The sequence below is a fragment of the Nocardia sp. NPDC050697 genome (genome assembly GCF_040654395.1).
GTDB lineage: Bacteria > Actinomycetota > Actinomycetes > Mycobacteriales > Mycobacteriaceae > Nocardia.
This window is the reverse complement of sequence record NZ_JBFAHY010000012.1, coordinates 103,583-127,654: the sequence shown is the minus strand read 5'-3', so window position 1 is coordinate 127,654 and position 24,072 is coordinate 103,583. Positions and strand designations below refer to the sequence as shown.

Here is a 24,072-nt window from a genome sequence, read left to right as displayed (position 1 = left end):
GGTTTCTCAGGTCGAGGGGTCGGTGTGGCGCAGGACGAGCAGACAGCGGGCGGGCACGGTGAGCGCGGCGCCCGCCGCCAGGACGGCCGCCGACTCACCGGTGGGCGTGGAGCAGTCCAGCACCACGCTCCAGCCCAGCCCGTAGTCCGTACCGGGCAGGGCGAAATCGAGCTCTTCGTCGTGCGCGTTGAAGCAGAGCAGGAACGAATCGTCGGTGACCCGCTCGCCGCGCGGGCCCGGTTCCGGGATACCCGCACCGTTGAGATACACCGCGAGCGACTTGCCGAAACCGCTGTCCCAATCCGCCGGGGTCATCTCCTCGCCCGCCGGGGTGAGCCAGGCGATATCGCGGGCGTCGTCCTTGGAGCGGATCGGCCGCCCGGCCAGGAACCGGCGGCGCCGGAAGATCGGGTGCTCGGTGCGCAGCGCGATCACCCGCCGGGTGAACTCCAGCAGGTCGGCATTGGTCTCCGCGAGCGACCAGTCCATCCAGGAGAGCTCGGAGTCCTGGCAGTAGACATTGTTGTTGCCGTGCTGGGTGCGGCCCATCTCGTCGCCGTGCGCCAGCATCGGGGTGCCCTGGCTGAGGACCAGGGTGGCCAGCAGGTTGCGGCTCTGCCTGGCCCGCAGCGCCAGGATCTCCGGGTCGTCGGTGGGCCCCTCGACGCCGCAGTTCCAGGAGCGGTTGTGGCTCTCGCCGTCGCGGTTGCCCTCGCCGTTCGCCTCGTTGTGCTTCTCGTTGTAGGAGACCAGGTCGTGCAGCGTGAAGCCGTCGTGCGCGGTGATGAAGTTGATGCTCGCGCTCGGCCTGCGGCCGGTGGCCTCGTAGAGGTCGGAGGAGCCGGTGAGCCGGGAGGCGAACTCGCCGAGCGTGGCGGGCTCGCCGCGCCAGTAGTCGCGCACGGTGTCGCGGTACTTGCCGTTCCACTCCGTCCAGAGCCCGGGGAAGTTGCCCACCTGGTAGCCGCCCTCGCCGACGTCCCACGGCTCGGCGATCAGCTTCACCTGGCTCACCACCGGGTCCTGCTGCACCAGGTCGAAGAAGGTGGAGAGCCGGTCCACGTCGTGCAGCTCCCTGGCCAGGGTGGCGGCCAGGTCGAAGCGGAAGCCGTCGACGTGCATCTCCAGCACCCAGTAGCGCAGCGAGTCCATGATCAACTGGAGGGTGTGCGGGTGCCGGACGTTCAGGCTGTTGCCGGTGCCGGTGTAGTCCATGTACTTCGACGGGTCCTCGTCGACCAGCCGGTAGTAGGCGGCGTTGTCGATCCCGCGGAAGGCGATCGTCGGACCCCGGTGGTTGCCCTCGGCGGTGTGGTTGTAGACCACGTCGAGGATCACCTCGATGCCCTCCTCGTGCAGCGACCGCACCATCGCCTTGAACTCGGTGACGGCGGCGCCGGCGCGCGGCATGGCGGCGTAGTCGGCGTGCGGGGCCAGGTAGCCGAAGCTGTTGTAGCCCCAGTAGTTCCGCAGCCCCTGGTCGAGCAGCACGGTGTCCTGGAGGAACTGGTGCACCGGCATGAGCTCGATCGCGGTGACGCCGAGGCTCTTCAGGTGCTCGATCACCGCCGGGTGCGCGATCCCCGCGTAGGTGCCGCGCAGCTCCTCCGGCACCGCCGGGTGCGTCATGGTCATGCCCTTGACGTGCGCTTCGTACAGCACCGTCTCGTGGTAGGGGGTCTTCGGCGCGCGGTCGTTGCCCCAGTCGAAGTAGGGGTTGATCACCACGCAGGTCATGGTGTGGCCGAGCGAGTCCAGGCCGTGCGTGTGCAGCGAGGGGTCGCCGTCGAACTCGCCGTCGAACGCCTTGCCGTACGGGTCGAGCAGCAGTTTGCTTGCGTCGCAGCGCAATCCGCGTTCGGGGTCCCACGGGCCGTGCACCCGGTAGCCGTAGCGCTGGCCGGGGCCGAGGCCCGGCAGGTAGGCGTGCCAGACGTAGCCGTCGACCTCCTCCAGCGATAGCCGCGTCTCCTGCCCGTCCCGGTTGATCAGGCACAGCTCGACCTTCTCCGCCACCTCGGAGAACACGGAGAAATTCACCCCGGCGCCGTCGTAGGTGGCGCCCAGCGGGTACGCCGTACCCGGCCACACCCCCAGCGGCGCCACCTCGGCCAGGGCGGGGGCGGGGGGACTGTCGCCGACCGGCGCGGACTCGAGCATGTCAACGACAGTAGCGGCACCTGGCGGGTCGGGGTTGCCAGGTCGCGACCATCACAGGGGCCGCGGACTTGAACGGTGTTCAAGGTACGGTGCTGCGATGGACCTCGACCGGCTGATCACCCTCGACGCCGCCCACGTCTGGCACCCGTACGGCGGTTTTCCCGCGAGTACCGCGCCGCTGCCGGTGGCGTCGGCGGCCGGGGTGCGGTTGCGGCTCGGTGACGGGCGGGAGCTGATCGACGGCATGAGTTCGTGGTGGGCCGCCATCCACGGCTACCGGCACCCCGCGCTCGACGCCGCGCTGCTGCGGCAGGCCGGGCGGATGAGCCACGTCATGTTCGGCGGGCTCACCCACGAACCGGCCGTCCGCCTGGCCGAGCTGCTGGTCGAGCTGACCCCCGCCGGGCTGGAGAAGGTGTTCCTCTGCGACTCCGGGTCGGTGTCGGTGGAGGTCGCGGTGAAGATGTGCCTGCAGTACTGGCGGGCGCGCGGGCGCCCGGAGAAGCGGCGGCTGCTCACCTGGCGCGGCGGATACCACGGCGACACCTTCACCCCGATGAGCGTCTGCGACCCGGACGGGGGCATGCACTCGCTCTGGACCGACGTGCTGGCCGCGCAGGTCTTCGTCGGCCCGCCGCCGCGCGAGTACGACCCGGCCTATGTGGCTGCGCTCGACCGGGCCCTCGGTGCGCATGCTCAGGAACTCGCCGCCGTCATCGTGGAGCCCGTCGTGCAGGGCGCCGGTGGCATGCGCTGGCACCACCCCCGCTACCTGAGCGACCTGCGCGCGCTCTGCGACCACCACGGCGTCCTGCTGATCTTCGACGAGATCGCCACCGGATTCGGGCGCACCGGAACGCTTTTCGCCGCCGACCAGGCGGGGGTGGCGCCGGACGTGCTGTGCGTCGGCAAGGCGCTCACCGGCGGGTACCTCACCCTCGCCGCCGCGCTCTGCACCACCCGGATCGCCGAGACGGTGAGCGCCGCGCACGGCGGGCTCATGCACGGCCCCACCTTCATGGGCAACCCCCTGGCCTGCGCCGTCGCCGTCGCTTCGGTGGAGTTGCTGCTCTCCAGGGACTGGGCGGCCGAGGTCTCCGGGATCTCCGCCGGGGTGCGCGCCGGGCTCGCGCCGCTGGCTTCGCTGCCGGGGGTGGTGGATGTGCGGGTGCTCGGGGCCATCGGGGTGGTGGAGCTGGAACGGCCGGTGGATATGGTCGCCGCCACCGATGCGGCTGTGCGCGAAGGGGTTTGGTTGCGGCCGTTCCGGAATCTGATCTATACGATGCCGCCCTTCATCTGTGGTCCTTCCGAGGTGGCGGCGATCGCGCGGGGGATCGGCGCGGCCGTGCGGGCGTCCCTGCCGTCGTGAGGCGTTACGCCACCCAGGGCGGCACGATGCCGTCGGTCTCGCCCGCACGGTAGGCGCGGGCTCCGGCGGGGGCCGTTGCCACGGCCGTGAGCCCCCACGGCCCCGCCGTGATCTGCCGGGGCACGTCGGCGGGGAGGACGGCGGTGTCGCCGGGGCCGAGCGTCACCGTCTCGGCGCCGAGGGTGATCTCCGCGCCGCCGTCGAGGACGGTCCAGAGCTGCTCGACGTCGATGCGGTGCTCGGGGCCGGCGGCGTGCGGGGCCATGCGGACGCGCCAGAGCGCGGAACCGGCACTGCCGAGGGTGGGGGAGGCGAGGGTGGTCATGGCGCCGGCCGGGGTTTCGGTGTGGCGGGCCTGGTCGCGGGTGATGACGGGCATGGGGTGCTCCTCGAGATGGTCAACGTGGTTGTCTTTCCGGGTAATGGTCAACCAGGTTGTCTATCCTGTCAAGGGTGAACTCCTTCGAGCTGCCGCTGCGCATGCTGCTCGCCTTCCGGTCCGCCGTCGACGAGGTGCACGCGGAGCTGGCCGCGCACGGGCATCCGGAGATCCGGCCCATGCACGGTTTCCTGTTCCAGGCGGTGCTGCGCACCGGAGGGTGCACGGCGGCGGAGCTGGGGCGGGTGCTGGGGATCTCCAAGCAGGCGGCCGGGAAGCAGGCGGAGGCGCTGGAGCGGCTCGGGTACCTGCGGCGGGAGGACGATCCGGCGGACGCGCGGCGCAGGGTGTACCGGCTGACGGCGCGCGCGGACGAGGTGCTCGCCCGGTCCGAGGCGGTCTTCGACCGGGTGCGGCGGGGGTGGGCCCGGGAGCTGGGGGACGGGCGGATCGCGGAGCTGGAGCGGGATCTGCGGGTGCTCGCGCCGGGAGAGCTGTTCCGGCTGGACGTGCCGGGTTGGTTCGCCCGCTGACCCGCCTTGAACGGCGTTCAAGTATGCTGCCGAGCTGTGAATATCGATCCGCTGAGCTGGTTGGACGAGCGCGCCGCGGAGCGGGTCGCGGCCGGGTTGCGCCGGGAGCTGCGGCCGCGGGGCGCCGGCATCGATCTGGCCTCCAACGACTACCTGGGGCTCACCCGGCATCCGGAGGTGGTGGCGGGGGCGGTCGCGGCGGTGCGGCGGTGGGGTGCGGGGGCCACCGGGTCGCGGCTGGTCACCGGGACCACCGACGAGCACTGTGCGCTGGAGCGTGAGCTCGCGGAGTTCGCCGGGGTGGAGAGCGGGCTCGTTTTCGCCTCCGGGTACGCGGCGAACCTCGGGGTGGTGACGGCGCTCGCCGGGCGGGACGCGCTGGTGGTGTCCGATGCGGCGAGCCACGCCTCGCTGGTCGATGCCTGCCGGCTTTCCCGGGCTCGGGTCGCGGTGGCGCCGCACGGGGATGTCGACGCGGTGGCTCGGATCCTGGCCGCGCGCAGTGAGCGGCGGGCGCTGGTGGTCACCGATTCGGTGTTCAGCGCGGACGGTGATCTCGCGCCGCTGGTCGCGCTGCACCGGGTGACCGGGGCCGCGGGGGCGGTGCTGGTGGTGGACGAGGCGCACGGGCTCGGGGTGCGGGGGAGCGGGGGACGCGGGCTGGTGCACGAGGTGGGGTTGGCCGGGGAGCCGGATTTGATCGTGACGGCGACGCTCTCCAAGGCGTTCGGGGCACAGGGCGGGGTGGTGCTCGGGCCGCGGCGGGTGCGGGACCACCTGGTCGATGCCGCGCGCACCTTCATCTTCGACACCGGGCTCGCCCCCGCCGCCGTCGGCGCCGCGCGGGCGGCGCTCGGTGTGCTGCGGCGCGAGCCGGAGCGGGCCGCCGCCGTGCTGGAGCGGGCGGCTGATATCGCGCGGATCGCGGGGGTACCGGAGCCGCCGTCCGCCGTCGTCTCGGTGGTGCTCGGTGACGCGTCGGTCGCCTACGAGGCGGCGCTGGCCTGCCGAGACCGCGGGCTCGAGGTGGGGTGCTTCCGGCCGCCGACGGTGCCGGAGGGGACGTCGAGGCTGCGGCTCACCGCGCGGGCGGATCTCACCGATGCCGAGCTGGGGGTTATTTCCGAGGTGCTCACGGAGGTGCTGGCGGCGCGACGGCCCAAGGTGGAGGTGCCCGCGTGAGCGGCATCGAACCGGCGCGGAGCGTCCGCGGAAGTGCCGGCCCCGCCGCGCCGACCGAGCCGCACAGTGCGGCGGCGGTCCAGAAGGCCGGGCGCGCCGCATCGGCGGCTCCGTACGCGCATACCGGGATTCTGCTGGTCACCGGCACCTCGACCGAGGTCGGCAAGACCATCACCACCGCCGCGCTCGCGGCAGCGGCACGAGCCGCGGGCCGCACCGTCGCGGTCTGCAAACCCGCGCAGACCGGCATCGCACCGGGCCAGCCGGGCGACCTCGCCGACATCACCCGCCTCAGCGGCGTCACCCGCACCGTGGAGCTGGCCCGCTACCCCGACCCGCTCGCCCCGGACACCGCCGCCCGCCGCTGCGGCGCCCCCCTGCTCACCCTGGGCGAAACCGCCGCCGCCATCGAGGAACTCGACGCCGACCTGATCCTGGTCGAGGGCGCGGGCGGCCTCCTGGTCCGCCTCGGCGACTTCACCCTGCTCGACCTGGCACTCCGGCTCGCGGCGCCGGTCCTCGTGGTCGCCGCCGCGGGCCTCGGCACCCTCAACCACAGCGAGCTGACCGTCCGCGCGCTCGACAGCGCGGGCATCCCGTGCGCGGGCCTCGTCATCGGCTCCTGGCCGCACACACCGGATCTCGCCGCCGAGTGCAACCGCGACGACCTGCCCCGGGTGACGGGGGTGCCGGTCGTCGGCGCCATCCCCGCCGGAGCCGGCGCGTGGGACCGCGCCCGCTTCACCGCCGCGGCCGCGGACTGGTTCGCGGAACCCCCTACAACCCCAGATCCCGCCCGATCAACTCCTTCATGATCTCGTTCGTCCCCGCCCAGATCTTGGTCACCCGAGCATCCCGCCAGGCCCGCGCCACCCGGTACTCGTTCATGTACCCGTACCCCCCGTACAGCTGCACGCAGTGGTCGAGCACCTCGTTCTGAATCTCCGAGGTCCACCACTTCGCCTTGGCGGCATCCGTCGCCGACAGCTCCCCCTGGGCGTGCGCGGCCACGTACCGCTCCACGAAAGCCCTGGTCACGTCGATCTTCGTGGCGAGCTCGGCGAGCAGGAACTTGTTGTGCTGGAACGACCCAACCTGCTGCCCGAACGCCTTGCGCTCCTTCACGTACTCCAGCGTCTCGGCCAGGATCTGCTCCGCGTGCGCGAGATTCGACACCGAGCAGCCGAGCCGCTCCTGCGGCAGGTTCTGCATCATGTGGATGAACCCGCCGTCCACCTCCCCGACCACCTCGGCATCGCTCACCCGGACCCCGTCGAAGAACAGCTCCGCGGTATCGGACTCCGGCTGCCCCACCTTGTCCAGCTTGCGCCCGCGGGAGAAGCCGGGCCGGTCCGCCTCGACGGCGAAGAGCGTGATGCCGCGCGCCTTCTTCTCCGGGCTGGTGCGCGCCGCGACGATGATCAGGTCGGCGGAGTAGCCATTGGTGATGAAGGTCTTGGAGCCGTCCAGCACCCAGTCGGCGCCGTCGCGCACGGCGGTGGTCTTCAGCGCGGCCAGGTCGGAGCCGCCGGAGGGCTCGGTCATGGCGATGGCGGTCAGGATCTCGCCGCTCACCACGCCGGGGAGCCAGCGTTTGCGCTGCTCCTCGGTGGTGAGCTTGGTCAGGTAGGGCGGCACGATGTCGGCGTGGATGCCCATGCAGGAGGCGAGCGAGGCATTCACCTTCGCGCACTCCTCCAGCAGCACCGCGTTGAACCGGTAGTCGCCCGCCTCGCCGCCGCCGTACTGCTCGGGCACCTCCAGGCCGAGCAGCCCCTGGCTGCCCGCGTCCAGCCAGAACTGCCGGGGCAGCGCCTTCCGCTCGATGTGCTCGTCCAGGTGCGGCCGCACCGAGCGCTCGACGAACTGCCGGACACTGTCCCGGAACGCCTCGTGGTCCGCGCTGTACACGGTGGGTGGGGGGAGCGCCATTGCCGATCCTTCGTTGCCGGGTAACTCTGATCCGCCGTCCAGTATCGTCGGGCCCGTGACATCGACCCGAATCGGCAGGCACATCGCGGCCCCGCGCGCCGCCGTCTACCGGTTGCTGCTCGACGCCGACGCGGTCGCCACCTGGATGGTGCCGGACGGCATGCGCAGCGAGGTGCGCGCCTTCGAGCCGCGCGAGGGCGGTGCGGTGCACATCGCGCTCACCTACGACGACCCGGCCGCCACCGCCGGCAAGACCGATGCCCGCACCGACTCCTACCGCGGCCGGTTCGTGGCGCTGGTGCCGGACGAGCAGGTGGTGCAGGTGGTCGAGTTCGACACCGACGACCCGGAGATCCGCGGCGAGATGCGCATCGTGTTCACGCTCGCCGACGCCGACGGCGGCACCGACCTGGTCGCGCTGCACGACGGGGTGCCGCCCGGCGTCGCGCCGGAGGACAACGAACTGGGCTGGCGGATCTCGCTCGGCAAACTCGCCGCACTCGCCGAGGGCGAATCGCTGCCCTGACCACCCCGCACACCGCCCGCGACCCGACCGTCCGCCCCGCTTCCCGTGGCACCCCCGCCGCACCGTGCCTACAGTGGGATGGATGTCGCCGTTGGACGATCGGCACCCGTCCACCGTCTCGGACTGGAGCGAATCGCGACGTCGGGCCCGCTGGCGGGAGACCCGGCCGTGGACGTCGCGGCACCGGACCCGGACGGCCCTGCTGCGGGTGACCGCCCTGCTCCTCGCGGGGTTCGTCGGGTTCGCCCAGTACTGGCAGCACGACGTGGCCCCGGAGCGAGACCGCCTGGCCCGCACCGAACCCGCGCTGCTCCCGGTCGCCACCCCCGCCGACGAACGGAGCTGGGACACCGTCGTGGTCGACCTGGTCGGGCTCGGCAACCTCAACGCCCACGACACCGCCGCCGCGCTGCCCGCGCTCAGTGAGCTCGGCGTGGTGTGGGCGGTGCGCTACGACCAGAGCGGTATCGACACGAAGGTCATCGCCGACCTCATCGTGCGCGCGGCGCAGATGTCCGGGCTGCGCAACGTGATCCTGGTGGGGCACAGCATGGGCGGGGTGATCGCGCTCGAGGTGGCGCGGCACATCCACACCGAGAGCGACCGCAGGCTGCTCGCGGTGATCCTGGACTGCACCCCGCTCGACCTCGACGCCGTGCGCCGGGAGAGCCGCGGCCGCGGCGAGGACCTGGTGCGCTGGATGGGCTGGCTGCCGGGCGTCAGGGAGAGCCGGACCCTGCGCACCGCCGCCGAGCTGTACGCGCGCCGGGACCGCTTCGTCACCCACCGCGGCGCCCTGCCCGCCGTCGACTGGCCGCGGCTCGGCACCGCGCTGGACGAGGTGCTGCGGCAGAAGACCTTCTCCGCCGACGCCGCCAGCAACGGCCTCATCGAATCCCAGTTCCTCGCCATCGTGGCCAGCGGCGCCGGCAACGACCTGCGCGCCCTGCGCGAGCCGCGCCCCGGCCGGGCCCGCCCCGCCATCGTCCTGCTGCGCCCGCAGGACCCCGCCGACGACCACATCGTGCTGGTCGACCGCACCCAGGCCACGCTCACCGCGGAGGCGGGCGCCCGCGCGGGCGCGCTGCTGGTGGTCAGCGGCAAGATCGGGCACGCCAACCCGCGGCAGCGCCCGGAGGCGTACAACGCCATGCTCACCGAGCGGGTGCTTCCCTTCCTGGCCCGCTACCAGCAAACAGCGCGCGGCGGCGCCGCCCTCCCTCAGCCGAGGTGAGCGACGGCGGCGCTGCCGTGCTTCGCGGCGTGCCGGAAGAACTCGCGGAGCCCGGCGTAGTGGTGGTTCAGGTAGTGCAGCCCCTCGGCGCCGCCCTCGCGCAGCCAGATATTCGGATAGATCCCCGCCCGGTCGAGGGCGGCCGGGTCGTAGTGCGCGGCGAGGGCGTCGAACGGGAGCGCGCGCAGCCGCTCGTCGGTCTCCCGCACCAATTCCCCGGGCCAGAGCGAGTAGTCCGTGTCGGCCAGCGAATTCCCGGCATCGGTCAGCTCGATCCCGCTCCCCGCGGCCTGGAGCAGATGGTCGAGCCCGCTCCACGCCTTGTCCAGGTAGCCGCTCGGGCCCGGGTTCTCCGCCGCGAACACCAGCTCCCCGACCTCGTCCGCCCCGGCGAACCCCAGCTCCGCGACCTGCTCCGGGCGCACCCGGACGAACGACATGACGATGCCCATAGCGCGCACGGTAGCCGGACGGGGTGACAACGCCGAGTTGGAATCGCGATGAAAACAACCGTTCTCGCTGCTCCCCGCTGCTGCTTGACTACTGCACCATGTCTCGAACCCGTCTGTTCCGCACCGGCCTTCGCGGCCGCATGACCGCCGCACTGCTCGCCGTGGCGACCGTCGCGACCCTCGGCACCGCCGGTTGTGCGAAGAGCGACGAGCCGGTGGCGGCGGCCAGTGGTCCGCTGCCCACCGAGATCCAGCCCGGTACCAAGCTCGTGATCGCCGACCAGTCCGAAAGATTACAGTCGGCGCTGCGCTTCTCCGGCGAGCTGGACAAGCTCCCCTTCCAGGTGGAGTTCGCCAACTTCACCGGCGGCCCCGCCATTCTGGAGGCGTTCCGGGCCGGCGCCGCCGACCTCGCCCCGGTCGGCGACGTCCCGCCGATCCACGCCCTCGCGGCCGGCCAGGACGTCCCGATCATCGCCTCCTACCGCACCAACCCGCAGGCCATGAAGCTCGCGGTGGCGCCGGGTGTCCCGGTGCGCACGCTGGCCGACCTGAAGGGCCGCAAGATCGCCTACGCCGAGGGCACCGCCCAGCAGGCCGCGGTGCTGCGCGCCCTGGACAAGGCCGGGCTGAAAACCGGTGACGTCGAGCTGGTCCGGCTGCAGCTGGCCGAGTTCCTGGACGCGGTCCGCACCGGCCAGGTCGACGTGGCGCCGCTGCTGGAGCCCAACGTCACCCGGCTGCTGCGCACCCAGGGCGCCACGCTCATCCCGGACTCCGAGACCGCGGGCATCTACCCCGGCCTCGCCTACCTCTACGCCCGCCGCGACGTGGTGAACGACCCGGCCAAGGCGGGCGCGGCCCGCGCGCTGGTCGCGGCCTTCATCCGCGCCTTCCACTGGGCCAACACGCACGGCGACGAGTGGCAGCGCCGGTACTACGTGGAGAACCAGAAGGTCAGCCCCGAGGACGCCGCGCGCATCGTCGCCTCGCTCGGCCAGTGGACCTTCCCGCACCTCGATCAGAAGGTGATCGACGTGCAGCAGCAGACCATCGACGCCATCGACGCCGCCGGGCAGCTGCCCAGGAAGGTGCGCGCGGAGAACGGCTTCGACCTGCGCTTCGACGACGTGATCACGCAGACGGTCACCGAGTCCGGCGCCTCCTTCGGACCGGAGGTCGGCTGATGGCCACCATCACCAGGAAGATCAGTGCCCCGGCCGGGCTGCTCGGCCGCAGCGCCGGAAGGGCGAGCGGCGAGCGGCGGGTGGTCCGCAAGCGCCGGCTCGGCCCCGGCAAGGCGATCCCGTTCGGGATCGGGCTCGGCCCGGCGATTCTCATCGCGGTCTGGGTGATCGGCTCGGCCGCGGGCACCATCGACCCGGAGACGCTGCCCGCCCCCTGGACCGTCGCGCAGACCGCCGGTGACCTGATCGCCGACGGCCGGTTGCAGTCCAACCTGCTCACCTCGCTGCAGCGCGCGGTGATCGGGCTGGTGCTCGGCGTCTCCATCGGGCTGGTGCTCGCGCTCGTCTCCGGGCTGAGCCGGGTCGGCGAGGCGCTGGTCGACGGCCCGGTGCAGATCAAGCGCTCGATCCCGACGCTGGCGCTGATCCCGCTCTTCATCGTGTGGTTCGGCATCGGCGAGGAGATGAAGCTGGTGGTGATCACCACCAGCGTGCTCATCCCGGTCTACATCAACACGCACGCGCACCTGCGCAGCGTGGACGCCAGGCACGTGGAGCTGGCCGAGACCGTCGGGCTCTCCCGCTGGGGCTTCGTCCGCCGGATCGCGCTGCCCGGCTCGCTGCCCGGCTTCTTCACCGGGCTGCGGCTCGCGGTCACCATCTCCTGGCTCGCCCTGGTCGTGGTGGAGCAGGTCAACGCGACCAGCGGCATCGGCTACCTGATGACCCAGGCCCGCACCTACGGCCAGATCGACGTGATCGTGGTCGGGCTGGTGATCTACGGCCTGCTCGGCCTGTTCGGCGATATCGCCGTGCGCACCATCGAGAGGAGGGCGCTGTCGTGGCGACAGACACTCGGGGACTGAACGTGGTCCGCACCCGCGGCCTGACCAGGAGCTTCGGCGACCGGGATGTGCTGGCGGGGATCGACCTGCAGATCGCGCGCGGCGAGTTCGTCGCGCTGCTCGGGCGGAGCGGTTCCGGTAAGAGCACGCTGCTGCGCGCGCTGGCCGAGCTGGACGGCGAGGTCACCGGGGCCGGCGAACTCACCGTGCCCACCGAACGCGCCGTGGTGTTCCAGGATTCGCGGCTGCTGCCGTGGAGCCGGGTGCTGGACAACGTGATCCTCGGCCTCACCGGCTCGGACGCCAGGGCCCGCGGCACCGCCGCGCTCGCCGAGGTCGGGCTGGCCGGGCGGGAGCGGGCGTGGCCGCGCGAGCTCTCCGGTGGTGAGCAGCAGCGCGTCGCGCTGGCCCGCTCGCTGGTCAGAGAGCCGGAGCTGCTGCTCGCCGACGAGCCGTTCGGCGCGCTGGACGCGCTCACCCGGCTGCGCATGCACGCACTGCTGGAGGCGCTCTGCGCCAGGCACCGGCCGGCCGTGCTGCTGGTGACCCACGACGTGGACGAGGCGGTCGCGCTGGCCGACCGGGTGCTGGTCCTGGACGAGGGCCGGATCGCGCTGGACGAGCCGGTCGAGCTGGAACGCCCGCGGCGCCACGGCGACCCGCGCTTCGCCCGGCTGCGCGAGCGGCTGCTCGGCGCGCTCGGCGTCGACACCCCCGATTCGACCGAAAGACGAGCCTCATGAGCACCGCGTCCCGTCAGCTCAGCCTCAATGCCTTCATCTACCCGTCCGGGCACCACGAGGCGGCCTGGCGGCACCCGGCCAGCAGCCCCGACCGGCTCTACGACGTGAAGTACTACCAGGAGATCGGCCGCACCGCCGAGGCCGCCAAGCTGGACGCGGTGTTCTTCGCCGACGGCCCCGCGCTGCGGGTGAACGTCAAGCACAATGCCGCCTCCGGGCTGGAGCCGATCACCCTGCTCACCGCGATCGCCACCGCCACCACGCACCTCGGGCTCATCGCGACCGCCTCCACCACCTACTACGAGCCCTACAACCTGGCCCGGCTCTTCTCCACGCTCGACCACCTCTCCGGCGGCCGCGCGGGCTGGAACATCGTCACCACCGCGACCGACCAGGCCGCCGCCAACTTCGGGCTGGACCGGCACCCGGACCACGAGGAGCGCTACGCCCGCGCCCGCGAGTTCGTCGACGCGGTTGTCGCGCTGTGGGATTCGTGGGAGGACGACGCCATCGTGCTCGACCCCGCGGCCGGCATCTACGCCGACCCCGAGCGCATCCACCGGATCGACTTCGAGGGCGAGCACGTCAGGGTGCGCGGGCCGTTCAACGCGCCGCGCACCCCGCAGGGCCACCCGGTGCTGGTGCAGGCGGGCGCCTCCAACGAGGGCCGCGCCTTCGCCGGCCGCTATGCCGAGGCCATCTTCACCGCGCACCAGCAGCTCAGCGACGCGCAGACCTTCTACCGCGACATCAAGCGGCAGGCCGCCGAGTTCGGGCGCAACCCCGAGCACGTCAAGATCCTGCCCGGGCTCAGCCCCTTCATCGCCGACACCGAGGCCGCGGCCAAGGCGCTGGAGCGGGAGTTCAACGAGCTCACCGTGCCCGAGTACGGACTGCACCAGCTGGAGAACCTGGTCGGCACCAGCCTGCGGCACCTGCCGCTGGACGAGCCGGTGCCGACCGCGCTCTTCGAGCAGGCGGGCGACGTCACCGACAACACCCGCAGCCGCCTGCAGGTGATCGCGGGCATCGTGCGGCGCGAGCACCCGACCGTGCGCGGCCTGCTGCACCGCCTGGCCGGCGCCCGCGGGCACCGGGTCTTCGCCGGCACCCCCGAGCAGGTGGCCGACACCATCGAGGAGTGGTTCACCCAGGGCGCGGCCGACGGCTTCAACGTCATGCCGCCGTACTACCCGGGCGGGCTCGAGGTCTTCGCCGAGCAGGTGGTGCCGATCCTGCAGCAGCGCGGGCTCTTCCGCACCGAGTACAGCGGGACCACGCTGCGCGACCACTTCGGGCTGCCGCGCCCGGAGAGCCAGTTCGCCGGGCGCCCGGCGCTGGCCGGGTGACCGCCGCACCCGCCACCGGCTGTCCCACGCCGGGTCCGCGTGTGCGGGCCCGGCTGGCACCCCTGGTTCTCCCGGTCTTCGTGCCGTCCGCCGTCTACGGCCTCGGCAACGGCGCCGCCGCGCCCATGTTCCCGCTGCGCGCCCTGGAGCTGGGGGCATCGCCAGGGCTCGCCGGGCTGGTCGTCGCGCTCTCCGGATTCGGCATGATCCTCATGGACCTGCCCGCCGGCTCGATCGTGGCCCGGCTCGGCGAGCGCGTCGCCATCGCGCTCGGCTCGGCCGCGGGCGCGCTCGGCATGCTCGCCGCCATCTTCGCGCCGAATATCGCCGTGTTCGGCGCCGGAATGCTGCTCACCGGGGCCGCCACCGCGGTGTGGGGGCTCGCGCGGCAGTCGTACGTCGTCGCCGTGGTGCCCGTCGCCGATCGCGGCCGGGTGCTCTCGATCTTCGCCGGGAGTATGCGGCTCGGGTTCTTCGCCGGGCCCTTCCTCGGCGCCGCCATCGTGCACGGGGCCGGGCCGGTGGGTGCGCTCTGGGTGCAGCTGGGCGCCGTCGTGCTGGCCGGGGGACTGGTCGCGGTCATGCCGGAGCCGGAGGAGGGGGCCGCTACCGGTGCGACCGGGATCGGCACCGTGCTCCGCGAACAGCGCGGGCTGCTCACCACGCTCGGCTCCGGAGCCCTGCTCATGGGCGCCGCGCGCGCCTCCCGGCAGGTCTTGCTCCCGCTCTGGGCCGCGCACATCGGGGCCGACGCCGCGGTGGTCGCGCTGCTCTTCGGCATCGCGGGCGCGGTCGACGTGCTCATGAGTTACCCGGCCGGGCTGTGGATGGACCGCTTCGGGCGACGGGCCATCGGCGTGCCCTCCATGCTCTGCTTCGCCTCCGGGTACGTCGTGCTTCCCTTCGCCGGGTCGGTGCTGTGGCTGGGGGTTGTTGCCACGCTGCTCGGTGTCGCCAATGGGCTCAGCAATGGGGTCATCATGACGGTCGGCGCGGATATCGCCCCCGCTGACCGGCGGGCGGAGTTCCTCGGGGCGTGGCGGTTGACGCACGATTTCGGCATGTTCGCCGGACCGATCACCATCGGCGTCATCGGCGCCGTGTCGATGCTCGGGGGAGCGGCGGTGGTGCTCGCCGTTTCCGCCGGTGTGGGCGCTGCGGCGATGTATCGCTGGTTCCCGGGTCCGGGAGGAGTACTGCGCGGTTCCGCGCGGTAGCCCTGTGGTCCATCGGGTGTAGGTCCGCTCAGGTCCGGTAAGGCCAGGATTCAGGTCGGAATTGTGGCCAGCATGCCAGACTCGGCTCGGTGGAGATCATTCCCATCACAGAGGCCACAGCGCGCTTCGTCGAGCTGGCGGACGGCGTGGCGCGCGAGCACGACCACTTCACCATCACCCGCGATGGCCGAGCGGATGTCATGCTGATCGCCGTCGCCGAGTACGAGTCGATGCAGGAGACGCTGAACATTCTGAGCGACAGCGACACCCTGGCGGACCTGCGGCAGTCCAGGGAGGACTTCGCCTCGGGTAACACCTTCGACCTCGACCAGGTGCAGGCGGAGTTCGAAAAGCGGCGCCGCGGGCCATTGCCAACTGGCTGACGACTTGTCACACGCTACAGATCGTGAAACGGCACTTCATGTCGCCGTCACCGTTCTCGGAGGAGCGCGATCGTGAGGCCGATCAGTCCGAGGACGAGCGCGACCAGGGCGAGTTCGGCGCCCGTCACGACCAGCCCACCGTTTCGAGGTAGGCATCGGCCATGGCATACCGGGGGCAGCGATGCCCGGCGTGCATCGCCATCACGTGCAGAGCATGTGACCGGCCGCGAAAGGGATCCGCCCACCGGCACGCGGCCGGGTGTATATCCAGCCGCCGTAACCCCGCCGCTACGCGACGCATCGTCCGCGAATCAGTAAGCCAGACCCCCACTACCGCACCCCCATTTTCGGCCTTCCGGCCTGTCGCTCGGCAGGCTCAACCCTGTCTGCCGAGCCGACTGCGAAGTGCCACATCCTGTGGCACCGTTGAGGTATGGACGACGTTAGCGTCGGCGAACGGACCGCGAGGGCGCGCAAACTGGCGCGGCTCACCCAGCCGCAGCTCGCGATGCAGGCGTCCGTGTCGCTCTCCCTCCTGCGGAAGGTCGAGCAGGGCTCCCGGCCCGCTTCTCCGGTGTTCATCGCGGCGGTGGCCCGGGTCCTCGGCGTCGGAATCGCGGACCTGACCGGCCAGCCCTACGCACCCGAGCAGCACGACGGCGGCGCGCACGCCACCATTCCCGAACTGCGGCGCGCGATCGTGGCCTTCGACGACGAAACACCCGCGGTGCCGCCCACCTTCGATGAACTCACCACGACCCTGGACCGCGTGCGGGAGGGAATGCGCCGCGCCCGCTACAGCGACCTCACCGCCGATCTCCCCGACGTGATCCGCGGCCTGCACCTGCTCGCCGCCGACCAAGCCCCCGGGTGCCACCGCGAGGCCGTCCACTCGGCGCTCGCCTACGCCTACAGCAAGGCGATGCTCTTCGCCTACCAGTACGGATATCTCGACCTCGCCGCGCTGGCCGCCGAACGCTGCACGTGGTCCGCCGACCGCAGCGGGGATCGGGTCTGGACGATCGCCGCCGAGTACAACCGGGCGCTGATCCTGCTGTCGTCCGGTGCCTACACCGGCGGGCAGCGCATCATCCAGCGCGCCTACTCCGCCAGCGAGGACCTGGAGACGACACCGGATCTCTTGGCCGTGCGCGGCGCCCTGCACCTCCGTGGAGCGATCCTTTCCGCCCGCGCACTCGACGCCGATACCGCCGAGGCGCACCTCCGGGAGGCCAGCGGGATCGCCTCGGCCGTCGCCGGGATTAGCTACCGCAACTACGGGACCGGTTTCCGCCCGTCGAACGTCGACATTCATTCCGTGGCGGTCCCGGTCGAACTGTCGGACTACACCGCCGCGGTCACCCGCGCCGAGCGAATACGGCTCCCGTCCTCGGTCGCGCCGTCCCGCGTCGGACACCACCACATCGACCTGTCGCGGGCCTGGCTGCTGCACGGAGACCACCAACGGGCGCTGGCCAGCCTGGAGAAGGCCAGGGCCGCGGCCCCCGAGCTGACCCGCAACCACCCTCAGGTGCACGAGACCGTCCGGGCCCTGGCGCGGTCCCGCCGGGGGACCGGTTCCCTGACCCGTTTCGCGAAGTGGGCGAATATCAGGATCTGACCGGCGCTATTCCACTTCGGTGACGTACTCCTGACCGAGACTGTTCCTGACCCCACCCACGAACAACTGCAACCCGAAGTCGAACCGCGCGGTCGGATCGGCATCCACCTCGGCGAGCGGCGAATCCGGCTCAGCCAGTGCCCCGGCGGAATCCATCTGCATCCGCGACTGCTCGTCCACCGTCTGCCCGAGCACGTAGTAGAGCAGCGCGAAAGCAGCGAGATCGGCGTCCCGCTGCGGCATTCCGGCGCGCAAAGCGGCGGCCGCGAAACGTTCCCGCCCGCGACTGGTGGTGAGCCGGGAGGCATAGGTGGCGGAGACCAGCTCGGCACCGTCGCGGTAGGCGAGCAGACAATCGCGCAGCCGATGCGCGAGCTCGACCAACTGCCCGGCCCAGTCCTCGGCCACCACCGCCCGCTCCATGGGCGCGAGAATCCGGTCGGCGACCGCGCCGAGCAGCGCCTGCTTGTTCGGGAAGTGCCAGTAGAGCGCCCCCGGCTGCACGTTCAGCGAGCTCGCCAACCGGCGCATGGTCAGGTCGGCCAGGCCGTACTGGTCCAGGATGCCGATCGCACCGTCCACCACATCGCCCCTGCGCAACTGCACCCGCCGACCTCCCGTCTCGCCTGGCCTCGAACCGTACTCTATCCTGAACGCCGTTCAAGTAGTCCTGAACGGCGTTCAAGTCGGCGGGCTACCTCGGCGAAGAAGGGATTATTCATGACCCAGGCACCCGTGCTCACCGACATTCTGGCGCGAGCCCGCGAGCAGGTGCTCGAGCGCGGAACCGGGCTGGACCGGGCGCAGACGCTGGAGGTGCTCGAGCTCGGCGACGACCGGCTGGAGGAGCTGCTGGCGCTGGCGCACGAGGTGCGGCTGCGCTGGTGCGGCCCCGAGGTCGAGGTGGAGGGCATCATCAGCCTGAAGACCGGGGGGTGCCCGGAGGACTGCCACTTCTGCTCGCAGTCGGGGCTCTTCCAGTCGCCGGTGCGCGCGGCCTGGCTGGATATCCCGAGCCTGGTCGAGGCGGCCAAGCAGACCGCCAAGACCGGCGCCACCGAGTTCTGCATCGTCGCCGCGGTGCGCGGGCCGGACGCCCGGCTCATGGCGCAGGTGGCGGCGGGGGTGGAGGCGATCCGCAACGAGGTCGACATCCAGGTGGCCTGCTCGCTCGGCATGCTCACCCAGGAGCAGGTGGACCAGCTCGCGGCGATGGGCGTGCACCGCTACAACCACAATCTGGAGACCGCGCGCTCGCACTTCCCGAGCGTGGTCACCACGCACAGCTGGGAGGAGCGCTTCGAGACCCTGCGCATGGTGCGGGAAGCGGGCATGGAGGTGTGCTGCGGCGGCATCCTCGGCATGGGCGAATCCCTGGAGCAGCGCGCCGAATTCGCCGCCGACCTGGCCGCGCTCGACCCCGACGAGGTGCCGCTGAACTTCCTGAACCCGCGCCCGGGCACCCCCTTCGGCGACCTGGAGGTGCTGCCCGCGGCGGACGCGCTGCGCGCGGTGGCCGCCTTCCGGCTGGCGCTGCCGCGCACCATGCTGCGCTTCGCCGGCGGCCGGGAGATCACGCTCGGCGACCTCGGGGCCAAGCAGGGCATCCTCGGCGGGATCAACGCGGTGATCGTCGGCAACTACCTGACCACCCTCGGCCGCCCGGCCGAGCGCGATCTGGATCTGCTCGGCGAGCTGAAGATGCCGATCAAGGCGCTGAACGAAACGCTCTGACCGGTGCGATGAGCGAAAGACCACTGGGTACTGTCATGGCCATGGAGGAGCGCTACAACCCGTTCACCGGCGCACCGATCGGGCCCGGTGCCGAGGACGCGATCCCGGCGGCGGCCGCGCTCGGGCTGGAGCCGCCGCGGTACTGCGCGCACTGCGGCCGCCGGATGGTGGTGCAGGTCAGCCCGGACGGCTGGTGGGCGCGGTGCTCCCGGCACGGGATGCTGGAGTCGGCCGCGCTGGAACGTCGCTAGTGGCCGGCCGGATGCGCCGCGAGCTGCGGGCCGCGCTCGCGATCGGGGTCGGGGTGCTGGTCGCGGGTGCGCTGCTCGGCGTCGCCTGGGGGTTCCTGGCCCCGGCCGAGCGGCTGGTGGTGGTCTCCGACGGCCGCGGCGCGCCGCTCACCGGGGAGAGCCTGCACCGCTTCGACGCGCTGGCGATCTTCGTCCTGCTCGGCGCCGGGCTCGGGCTGGTCTCGGCCGCCGCGGCCTGGCGGGCGCGCTCGGTGCGCGGGCCGCTGGTGCTGCTCGCGCTGCTGCTCGGCTCGTTCGCGGGGGCCTACGCCATGTCCGACATCGGGGAGCTGGTGGCGGAGGGGCGGAATCCGCGACCGGACGATCCGATCGTCGGCCAGCTCGTCACGCTGCCCGCCGAGGTGGAGGCGTGGCAGGCGCTGCTGGTCCAGCCGCTGCTGGCCGGGCTGGTGTTCCTCTTCCTGGCCGCGCTGAGCACCGCCGAGGATCTCGGCACCGGGTTCACCGGGCCGTTCGGCGAGAGCAGGCCGGTGGGGGAGGCGGAGCCCGACGACTCCGCGGCCTACGCACCCGTTCCCGAGCCCCGCCCGGCGCAGCCGGATTCCGGCTGGTCCCGCCCGGACCCGGCCGAGCGCTGACGGGGTCGCGCCGCCTCGCGTTCTCCCCCGATTATTCACCGTTCCCGCCGGATCAACCCACCGGACATCCGCGTGTCCACCCGGATGTCCGGTGCGAAACCCGGTGCGGCTGCTCGATCCTGGGGAGATGACGGAGACCGAGCTCGACCTCTTGCCGGTGCCCGACGAACTACGCCGCGCGCTGGCCGGTGACTACGCCGATCGCGCGCGGGTCGTCGACGGCCAGCGGGTGCGGGTCGACCTGGACTGGTGGAACACCTCCCTGGTGAAGCTGGGCGCCCCCGGCGGCTGCCTGTGGGTGGACGGCACCGACACCGGCCAGGTCGACGTGACCCGCGCGCACGTCTTCGCCGCCGCCGACCAGGGCGTCTGGCCGCTGCTGTGGCTCTCCATGGCCTGGGGCACCGGTTCCCGGCGCAGGCTGGTGCACAAGCGCATGCGCGCGGCCGCCGCCGACCCGGAGCGCTACGCCGCCGCGCTCACCGCGGCCGCGCGGGCCGCCGCGGACGCCCCCGAGCACGCCTACGCCCTGCTCTACCCGGGCGACCGCAGCCTGGTCCCCACGCTCGGCCCCTCCTTCTTCACCAAGTTCCTCTACTTCGCCGGCGCCGGGAACCCGGTGCACCGCAGCCGCATCCTGGACAGCCGGGTGGCCCGCAGCCTGCACCGCGCGGGCTGGCGCTCGCTGAAGACCGGCGGCGCCTGGCCCGCCCGCACCTACGGCCGCTACACCGGCCTGCTCGACGGCTGGACCCGCACGCTCGGCGCCGAGCTCGGCCACCCGGTCGCCGCCGACACCGTGGAGCGCTGGCTCTTCGACCAGGGCGTCTCAGCCCCGCGGCCGGAGCGCCGCGAACTCGTCCGTGACGCGTAGCTCGGAGTCGGTGAAGCGGTAGAGCGCCGCCGGGCGGCCGCCGCTGCGGCCGGGGGCGGCGGTGGCGCCGGTCGGGGTGATCACCGTGCGGCGGCTCAGCACCCGCTGCAGGTTCGTGGTGTCCACGTCGTAGCCGAGTGCGGCGCAGTAGATCTCGCGCAGGGTGGACATGGCGAAGCGCTCGGGCGCGAGGCCGAAGGCGATATTGGTGTAGGAGAGCTTGGCGGCCAGCCGGTTGCGCGCGTGCTGCAGCACGGTGCCGTGGTCGAACGAGGTGACCGGGAGCGCGGAGAGCGGGTGCCAGGCGGTGTCGTCCGGGAGCCGCGGGTCGGCGGTCATCGGGACCAGCCCGAGGTAGGCCGAGGCGATCCGGCGCGGGCCGGGCACCCGGTCCGGCGCGCTGAAGACCGAGAGCTGCTCCAGGTGGCTGAGCTCGCGCACGTCCACCTTCTCCGCGAGCTGCCTGGCGGCGGAGGCGTCCAGGTCCTCGTCGGCACGAAGTTTCCCGCCGGGCAGCGACCAGGTGCCCTTCTGCGGGTCGAGCGCGCGCTCCCACAGCAGGACCGCGAGCTCGGGGCGCTTACCTGCGGAGACGTCGCGAACCTGGAACACCGCGGTGAGCGATTCGTGGATGGTGCTACTATGGGTCACGTTTTCGATTGTAAGTCGAAAACCTGGTTCGGTGCGAATCCGGCGACGAGGGCCGGCGCACGAGGAAGGAGCCGTCATGGCGATGCCAGCACTGATGGAACAGGTCGTGGACGGGCCCGAGGGGTACGAGGGCGTGCAGGCGGGGCCGGAGTGGGCCGCCGAGGTGCGGCGGCTGGCGAAGGCGCGCAACGCCACCATCCTGGCGCACAACTACCAGCTGCCGGAGATCCAGGACGTCGCCGATCACGTGGGCGATTCGCTCGCGCTCTCCCGGTTGGCGGCGGAGGTGCCGGAGCAGACCATCATCTTCTGCGGCGTGCACTTCATGGCCGAGACGGCCAAGATCCTCAGCCCGGAGAAGACCGTGCTGATCCCGGACCAGCGCGCGGGCTGCTCGCTGGCCGACTCGATCAAGGGCGAGGAGCTGCGCGCCTGGCGTGACGAGTTCCCGGACGCCGTCGTGGTCTCCTACGTGAACACCACCGCCGAGGTGAAGGCGCTCACCGACATCTGCTGCACCTCCTCCAACGCGGTCGACGTGGTCGCCTCCATCGACCCGGAGCGCGAGGTGCTCTTCCTGCCGGACCAGTTCCTCGGCGCGCACGTCAAGCGGGTCACCGGCCGGGCCAATATGCACATCTGGGCCGGCGAGTGCCACGTGCACGCCGGCATCAACGGCGACGAGCTGGCCGAGCAGGCGCGCACGCACCCGGACGCCGAGCTCTTCGTGCACCCGGAGTGCGGCTGCGCGACGTCGGCGCTGTACCTCGCGGGCGAGGGATCGTTCCCGGCCGACCGGGTGCACATCCTCTCCACCGGCGGCATGATCGACCAGGCCAAGGCGGCGAAGTCGTCGCAGGTGCTGGTGGCGACCGAGATCGGCATGCTGCACCAGCTGCGCAAGGCGGCGCCCGGCATCGACTTCCAGGCCGTGAACGACCGCGCCTCCTGCCGCTACATGAAGATGATCACCCCCGCCGCGCTGCTGCGCTGCCTGGTCGAGGGCGCCGACGAGGTGCACGTCGACCCCGAGATGGCCGCGCTCGGCCGCAGCTCGGTGCAGCGCATGATCGCGATCGGCAACCCCGGCGGCGGGGAGTGACCGGGTTCGTCCCGCGTACGGTGCCGGTCGCCGTGGACTGGGAGGCAGCCGCCGATCTGGTGGTGATCGGCGGCGGCGTCGCCGGGCTCACCGCGGCGCGCACGGCGTCGCTGCGCGGGCTGCGGGTGCTCACGCTGAGCAAGGGCGGCCCGGCCGACACCGCCACCCAGTACGCGCAGGGCGGGATCGCGGTGGTCGCGCCGGACGGTGATTCGGTGGATTCGCACGTGCGCGACACCGTCGCGGCGGGCGCCGGGCTCTGCGATGCCGCCGCGGTGCGCTCGATCGTGGCGGGCGGGCAGGCCGCCGTCGCCGCGCTCACCGACCTCGGCGCCGTCTTCGACCTGGGCCGGGACGGCCGGGTGGCGCGGACCAGGGAGGGCGGGCACAGCATCCGCCGGATCATCCACGCCGGCGGTGACGCCACCGGCGCCGAGGTGCAGCGGGCGCTGAACGCCGCCGGGCTGCCGGTGCTCTTCGGCGCCGCCGCCGGCGAGATCCTGCGCGGGCCGGACGGGGTGCGCGGGGTCCTCGTGGTCTCCGAGCGCGGCACCGGGGTCGTGCACGCGCCCGCGGTGCTGCTCGCCACCGGCGGGCTCGGGCAGCTGTACGCGCTCTCGACCAATCCGGACGGTGCCACCGCCGACGGGGTCGCGCTGGCGCTGCGCGCCGGGGCGGCGGTGGCCGATCTGGAGTTCGTGCAGTTCCATCCGACGGTGCTCTACACCCCCGGTGGGCTCGGGCGCAGGCCGCTGATCAGCGAGGCCGTGCGCGGGGAGGGCGGGGTTCTGATCGATCTCGCGGGCCGCTCGGTGACCGCGGGGGTGCACCCGCGCGGGGATCTGGCGCCGCGCGACGTGGTCTCGCTGGCCATCGCCGCGCGGATGCGGGCGACCGGGGCCGACCACGTGCTGCTCGACGCCACCGGCATCGCCGGGTTCGCCACCCGGTTCCCGACCATCACCGCCTCCTGCCTGGCCGCGGGGATCGATCCGCGCACCGACCCGATCCCGGTCGCGCCCGCCGCGCACTACCAGTGCGGCGGGGTGGTCACCGATACCGCAGGGCGGACCGGGGTGCCCGGGCTGTACGCGGCCGGTGAGGTGGCGCGGACCGGGTTGCACGGTGCCAATCGACTGGCCTCCAACAGCCTGCTGGAGGGGCTGGTCGTCGGGGAGCGGGCCGGTGCGGCCGCGGTCGAGCGGCGGGGTGCCGCCGCCGAGGTGGGCGAGGTGCGGCGGGTGGCGGCCGAGGTCGCGCCGCGGGCCGCGGTGCAGGCGCTCGCCACCGCGCACGCGTCCGTGGTCCGCGACGCGGCGGGGCTCGACCGGGCGCTGCGGCGGTTGGCCGAGCTGAGCCGTCCGGTGGCCGCGGATGACCGGCGTTGGCCGGACGCTATCGGCGGGTGCACTGCCGCGTCCGACGGACCGGGGCACGGAGGAAGTGGTCCCGCCCGTGCGGAGGCCGTCGCTGCCAGGCGGATCACCGCCGTCGAGGATGCCGCGCTCACGCTGACCGCGCGGGCGCTGCTGGCCGCCGCCGCCCTGCGCACCGAGAGCCGCGGCTGCCACACCCGCTCCGACCACCCGGGCACCGACGCGGCCCAGGCGCACAGCACCCGCTTCGTGCTCGGCCCGGACGGCACGCCGGTCCCGGCGGGCGCCGCCCCTGCCGTCCCGACGGCGTCCTGACCCGGCCGCCCGGCGG

The 24,072-nt window shown here is 72.5% G+C and carries 26 protein-coding genes; 20 read left to right on the top strand and 6 right to left on the bottom strand.

All coding sequences use genetic code 11. The features are described from left to right. Window positions 1–6: 6 nt before the first annotated feature. Window positions 7–2,160 carry a glycogen debranching protein GlgX gene (glgX, locus tag AB0H71_RS31425; protein ID WP_357028258.1) on the bottom strand — a complete coding sequence of 718 codons (2,154 nt, stop codon included), beginning with the start codon at window positions 2,158–2,160 and terminating at the stop codon, window positions 7–9. Between the two features lie 97 nt (window positions 2,161–2,257). Here glgX and AB0H71_RS31420 point away from each other — a divergent pair, with 97 nt between their 5' ends. Then, window positions 2,258–3,532 (top strand): adenosylmethionine--8-amino-7-oxononanoate transaminase, encoded by a 1,275-nt coding sequence (locus tag AB0H71_RS31420; RefSeq protein WP_357028255.1) that lies wholly within the window; start codon window positions 2,258–2,260, stop codon window positions 3,530–3,532. Between the two features lie 4 nt (window positions 3,533–3,536). On the opposite strand, the gene AB0H71_RS31415 is transcribed toward AB0H71_RS31420, so the two are convergent. Then, a complete protein-coding gene (locus AB0H71_RS31415; RefSeq protein ID WP_357028252.1) occupies window positions 3,537–3,911 on the bottom strand; it encodes a cupin domain-containing protein in 375 nt (124 codons plus the stop codon). A 74-nt stretch (window positions 3,912–3,985) separates the two neighbouring features. Here AB0H71_RS31415 and AB0H71_RS31410 point away from each other — a divergent pair, with 74 nt between their 5' ends. The 3 genes from AB0H71_RS31410 (at window position 3,986) to bioD (ending at window position 6,441) form a co-directional block, all read left to right on the top strand. Continuing rightward, window positions 3,986–4,444, top strand: a complete 459-nt coding sequence (locus AB0H71_RS31410) for a MarR family winged helix-turn-helix transcriptional regulator (protein ID WP_357028249.1) — start codon at window positions 3,986–3,988, stop codon at window positions 4,442–4,444. Window positions 4,445–4,480: 36 nt separating this feature from the next. Further along, window positions 4,481–5,626, top strand: a complete 1,146-nt coding sequence (locus AB0H71_RS31405; protein ID WP_357028246.1) for an 8-amino-7-oxononanoate synthase — start codon at window positions 4,481–4,483, stop codon at window positions 5,624–5,626. Between the two features lie 128 nt (window positions 5,627–5,754). Then, complete coding sequence (gene bioD / locus AB0H71_RS31400) at window positions 5,755–6,441, top strand: dethiobiotin synthase (protein WP_357028411.1); 687 nt, start codon at window positions 5,755–5,757, stop codon at window positions 6,439–6,441. Here the strand turns inward: bioD and AB0H71_RS31395 are convergent. Continuing rightward, window positions 6,404–7,558 (bottom strand): acyl-CoA dehydrogenase family protein, encoded by a 1,155-nt coding sequence (locus tag AB0H71_RS31395; RefSeq protein ID WP_357028243.1) that lies wholly within the window; start codon window positions 7,556–7,558, stop codon window positions 6,404–6,406. The genes bioD and AB0H71_RS31395 overlap by 38 nt on opposite strands. 55 nt (window positions 7,559–7,613) lie before the next feature. Here AB0H71_RS31395 and AB0H71_RS31390 point away from each other — a divergent pair, with 55 nt between their 5' ends. Together AB0H71_RS31390 and AB0H71_RS31385 are read left to right on the top strand one after the other, a co-directional pair. Further along, window positions 7,614–8,084: an SRPBCC family protein gene (locus tag AB0H71_RS31390; RefSeq protein WP_357028240.1), complete on the top strand. Its 471-nt coding sequence runs from the start codon at window positions 7,614–7,616 to the stop codon at window positions 8,082–8,084. An 82-nt stretch (window positions 8,085–8,166) separates the two neighbouring features. After that, window positions 8,167–9,318, top strand: coding sequence for an alpha/beta fold hydrolase (locus AB0H71_RS31385; protein WP_357028237.1), 1,152 nt, complete (start codon window positions 8,167–8,169; stop codon window positions 9,316–9,318). Here the strand turns inward: AB0H71_RS31385 and AB0H71_RS31380 are convergent. Next, complete coding sequence (locus AB0H71_RS31380) at window positions 9,306–9,770, bottom strand: YfbM family protein (RefSeq protein WP_357028235.1); 465 nt, start codon at window positions 9,768–9,770, stop codon at window positions 9,306–9,308. The two genes, AB0H71_RS31385 and AB0H71_RS31380, sit on opposite strands and share 13 nt — an antisense overlap. 98 nt (window positions 9,771–9,868) lie before the next feature. Between AB0H71_RS31380 and AB0H71_RS31375 the strand changes: the two genes are divergently transcribed. From AB0H71_RS31375 to AB0H71_RS31340, 8 genes are all read left to right on the top strand, one after another. After that, a complete protein-coding gene (locus AB0H71_RS31375; RefSeq protein ID WP_357028233.1) occupies window positions 9,869–10,957 on the top strand; it encodes an ABC transporter substrate-binding protein in 1,089 nt (362 codons plus the stop codon). Next, entirely contained in the window at window positions 10,957–11,823 is an 867-nt protein-coding gene (locus tag AB0H71_RS31370) for an ABC transporter permease (protein WP_357028230.1), read from the top strand. The genes AB0H71_RS31375 and AB0H71_RS31370 overlap by 1 nt, the downstream gene beginning before the upstream one ends. After that, window positions 11,799–12,545 carry an ABC transporter ATP-binding protein gene (locus AB0H71_RS31365; protein ID WP_357028228.1) on the top strand — a complete coding sequence of 249 codons (747 nt, stop codon included), beginning with the start codon at window positions 11,799–11,801 and terminating at the stop codon, window positions 12,543–12,545. Before AB0H71_RS31370 ends, AB0H71_RS31365 begins: the two co-directional genes overlap by 25 nt. Then, window positions 12,542–13,894, top strand: coding sequence for an LLM class flavin-dependent oxidoreductase (locus AB0H71_RS31360; RefSeq protein ID WP_357028225.1), 1,353 nt, complete (start codon window positions 12,542–12,544; stop codon window positions 13,892–13,894). Before AB0H71_RS31365 ends, AB0H71_RS31360 begins: the two co-directional genes overlap by 4 nt. Beyond that, window positions 13,891–15,111: an MFS transporter gene (locus tag AB0H71_RS31355; RefSeq protein ID WP_357028222.1), complete on the top strand. Its 1,221-nt coding sequence runs from the start codon at window positions 13,891–13,893 to the stop codon at window positions 15,109–15,111. Before AB0H71_RS31360 ends, AB0H71_RS31355 begins: the two co-directional genes overlap by 4 nt. An 89-nt stretch (window positions 15,112–15,200) precedes the next feature. Next, window positions 15,201–15,494 carry a type II toxin-antitoxin system Phd/YefM family antitoxin gene (locus AB0H71_RS31350; protein ID WP_357028219.1) on the top strand — a complete coding sequence of 98 codons (294 nt, stop codon included), beginning with the start codon at window positions 15,201–15,203 and terminating at the stop codon, window positions 15,492–15,494. Between the two features lie 23 nt (window positions 15,495–15,517). Next, on the top strand, window positions 15,518–15,646 hold the full coding sequence (locus tag AB0H71_RS31345) for a hypothetical protein (RefSeq protein ID WP_357028218.1): 129 nt from the start codon (window positions 15,518–15,520) through the stop codon (window positions 15,644–15,646). 281 nt (window positions 15,647–15,927) lie between these two features. Next, entirely contained in the window at window positions 15,928–17,115 is a 1,188-nt protein-coding gene (locus AB0H71_RS31340; protein ID WP_357028216.1) for a helix-turn-helix transcriptional regulator, read from the top strand. Between the two features lie 6 nt (window positions 17,116–17,121). Here the strand turns inward: AB0H71_RS31340 and AB0H71_RS31335 are convergent, their stop codons facing one another. Further along, on the bottom strand, window positions 17,122–17,721 hold the full coding sequence (locus tag AB0H71_RS31335) for a TetR/AcrR family transcriptional regulator C-terminal domain-containing protein (protein WP_357028213.1): 600 nt from the start codon (window positions 17,719–17,721) through the stop codon (window positions 17,122–17,124). A 114-nt stretch (window positions 17,722–17,835) separates the two neighbouring features. On the opposite strand from AB0H71_RS31335, the gene bioB reads away from it, so the two are divergent. From bioB to AB0H71_RS31315, 4 genes are all read left to right on the top strand, one after another. Next, window positions 17,836–18,849, top strand: a complete 1,014-nt coding sequence (gene bioB / locus AB0H71_RS31330; protein WP_357028210.1) for a biotin synthase BioB — start codon at window positions 17,836–17,838, stop codon at window positions 18,847–18,849. Window positions 18,850–18,890: 41 nt separating this feature from the next. Next, window positions 18,891–19,100, top strand: a complete 210-nt coding sequence (locus tag AB0H71_RS31325) for a hypothetical protein (protein ID WP_357028207.1) — start codon at window positions 18,891–18,893, stop codon at window positions 19,098–19,100. A gap of 11 nt (window positions 19,101–19,111) precedes the next feature. Then, complete coding sequence (locus AB0H71_RS31320) at window positions 19,112–19,738, top strand: DUF2567 domain-containing protein (protein WP_357028204.1); 627 nt, start codon at window positions 19,112–19,114, stop codon at window positions 19,736–19,738. Between the two features lie 127 nt (window positions 19,739–19,865). Further along, entirely contained in the window at window positions 19,866–20,612 is a 747-nt protein-coding gene (locus AB0H71_RS31315) for a hypothetical protein (RefSeq protein ID WP_357028201.1), read from the top strand. Here the strand turns inward: AB0H71_RS31315 and AB0H71_RS31310 are convergent. Then, window positions 20,568–21,263, bottom strand: a complete 696-nt coding sequence (locus tag AB0H71_RS31310; protein WP_357028198.1) for an NUDIX domain-containing protein — start codon at window positions 21,261–21,263, stop codon at window positions 20,568–20,570. The genes AB0H71_RS31315 and AB0H71_RS31310 overlap by 45 nt on opposite strands. Before the next feature lie 94 nt (window positions 21,264–21,357). Between AB0H71_RS31310 and nadA the strand changes: the two genes are divergently transcribed. After that, window positions 21,358–22,365 (top strand): quinolinate synthase NadA, encoded by a 1,008-nt coding sequence (gene nadA, locus AB0H71_RS31305; protein ID WP_357028408.1) that lies wholly within the window; start codon window positions 21,358–21,360, stop codon window positions 22,363–22,365. Then, on the top strand, window positions 22,362–24,056 hold the full coding sequence (locus AB0H71_RS31300; protein WP_357028195.1) for an L-aspartate oxidase: 1,695 nt from the start codon (window positions 22,362–22,364) through the stop codon (window positions 24,054–24,056). Before nadA ends, AB0H71_RS31300 begins: the two co-directional genes overlap by 4 nt. Window positions 24,057–24,072 lie beyond the last annotated feature (16 nt).

What these genes read in the sequence shown, in the direction of transcription:
- glgX (WP_357028258.1), bottom strand. Translation starts at nt 2,160, where the DNA reads ATGCTCGAGTCCGCGCCGGTCGGCGACAGTCCCCCCGCCCCCGCCCTG.
- AB0H71_RS31420 (WP_357028255.1), top strand. Translation starts at nt 2,258, where the DNA reads ATGGACCTCGACCGGCTGATCACCCTCGACGCCGCCCACGTCTGGCAC.
- AB0H71_RS31415 (WP_357028252.1), bottom strand. Translation starts at nt 3,911, where the DNA reads ATGCCCGTCATCACCCGCGACCAGGCCCGCCACACCGAAACCCCGGCC.
- AB0H71_RS31395 (WP_357028243.1), bottom strand. Translation starts at nt 7,558, where the DNA reads ATGGCGCTCCCCCCACCCACCGTGTACAGCGCGGACCACGAGGCGTTC.
- AB0H71_RS31385 (WP_357028237.1), top strand. Translation starts at nt 8,167, where the DNA reads ATGTCGCCGTTGGACGATCGGCACCCGTCCACCGTCTCGGACTGGAGC.
- AB0H71_RS31380 (WP_357028235.1), bottom strand. Translation starts at nt 9,770, where the DNA reads ATGGGCATCGTCATGTCGTTCGTCCGGGTGCGCCCGGAGCAGGTCGCG.
- AB0H71_RS31375 (WP_357028233.1), top strand. Translation starts at nt 9,869, where the DNA reads ATGTCTCGAACCCGTCTGTTCCGCACCGGCCTTCGCGGCCGCATGACC.
- AB0H71_RS31370 (WP_357028230.1), top strand. Translation starts at nt 10,957, where the DNA reads ATGGCCACCATCACCAGGAAGATCAGTGCCCCGGCCGGGCTGCTCGGC.
- AB0H71_RS31360 (WP_357028225.1), top strand. Translation starts at nt 12,542, where the DNA reads ATGAGCACCGCGTCCCGTCAGCTCAGCCTCAATGCCTTCATCTACCCG.
- AB0H71_RS31340 (WP_357028216.1), top strand. Translation starts at nt 15,928, where the DNA reads ATGGACGACGTTAGCGTCGGCGAACGGACCGCGAGGGCGCGCAAACTG.
- bioB (WP_357028210.1), top strand. Translation starts at nt 17,836, where the DNA reads ATGACCCAGGCACCCGTGCTCACCGACATTCTGGCGCGAGCCCGCGAG.
- AB0H71_RS31325 (WP_357028207.1), top strand. Translation starts at nt 18,891, where the DNA reads ATGGAGGAGCGCTACAACCCGTTCACCGGCGCACCGATCGGGCCCGGT.
- AB0H71_RS31320 (WP_357028204.1), top strand. Translation starts at nt 19,112, where the DNA reads ATGCGCCGCGAGCTGCGGGCCGCGCTCGCGATCGGGGTCGGGGTGCTG.
- AB0H71_RS31315 (WP_357028201.1), top strand. Translation starts at nt 19,866, where the DNA reads ATGACGGAGACCGAGCTCGACCTCTTGCCGGTGCCCGACGAACTACGC.
- nadA (WP_357028408.1), top strand. Translation starts at nt 21,358, where the DNA reads ATGGAACAGGTCGTGGACGGGCCCGAGGGGTACGAGGGCGTGCAGGCG.